This is a genomic window from Phocaeicola sp. RTP21198st1_B8_RTP21198_201120, from assembly GCF_040929485.1.
In the GTDB taxonomy this organism is placed as follows: domain Bacteria; phylum Bacteroidota; class Bacteroidia; order Bacteroidales; family Bacteroidaceae; genus Phocaeicola; species Phocaeicola dorei.
This window is the reverse complement of sequence record NZ_JBCOCI010000273.1, coordinates 1,079-1,674: the sequence shown is the minus strand read 5'-3', so window position 1 is coordinate 1,674 and position 596 is coordinate 1,079. Positions and strand designations below refer to the sequence as shown.

Annotated in this window: 1 protein-coding gene; it reads left to right on the top strand. The window is 49.8% G+C overall.

The window, feature by feature from the left end; translation table 11 throughout:
- On the top strand, window positions 1–596 hold a 596-nt coding region (locus AB5935_RS25345), incomplete at both ends, for an FAD-dependent oxidoreductase (protein ID WP_368327795.1).

Here is a 596-nt window from a genome sequence, read left to right as displayed (position 1 = left end):
AACTCGTCAGAGATTCGTGTACAGCTCGGCGGTATTATCGAAATGGGGCCTAATCAGGGATTGGGGCGTATGATACGTGAGTTCGGTCATGAACGTTCCGGTAATGCACAACCGGGTGACTACTACGAAGACCAGAAGAAAGAAGACTTCATAGATGCCGAAAAGAACATTACTCTTTATGCTTCTCAGCGTGCGGTAGCCGTGAAGATGCAAGCAGACCGCATTGCGTCAGTCACTATCCAACACATTGAGACGGGCGAACAAACCGAACTTACCGCTCCTCTCTTTAGCGACTGCACAGGTGATGCTACCATAGGCTATTTAGCCGGTGCCGATTGGGCTATGGGGCGTGAAGGTCGCGATGAATATGGCGAGAGCCTTGCTCCCGAGCAACCCGACTCATTGGTGATGGGAGCTTCTATACAATGGTATAGTAAGGACATGAAGAAGAAAACCTCATTCCCTCATTTTGAATATGGCGTGCGCTTTGACGCTGAAAACTGTGAGCCTGTAACCATGGGCGAGTGGAAATGGGAAACGGGTATGAACCGCAATCAAGTCAGCGAAGCTGAACGTGTACGCGACTATGGGCTTTT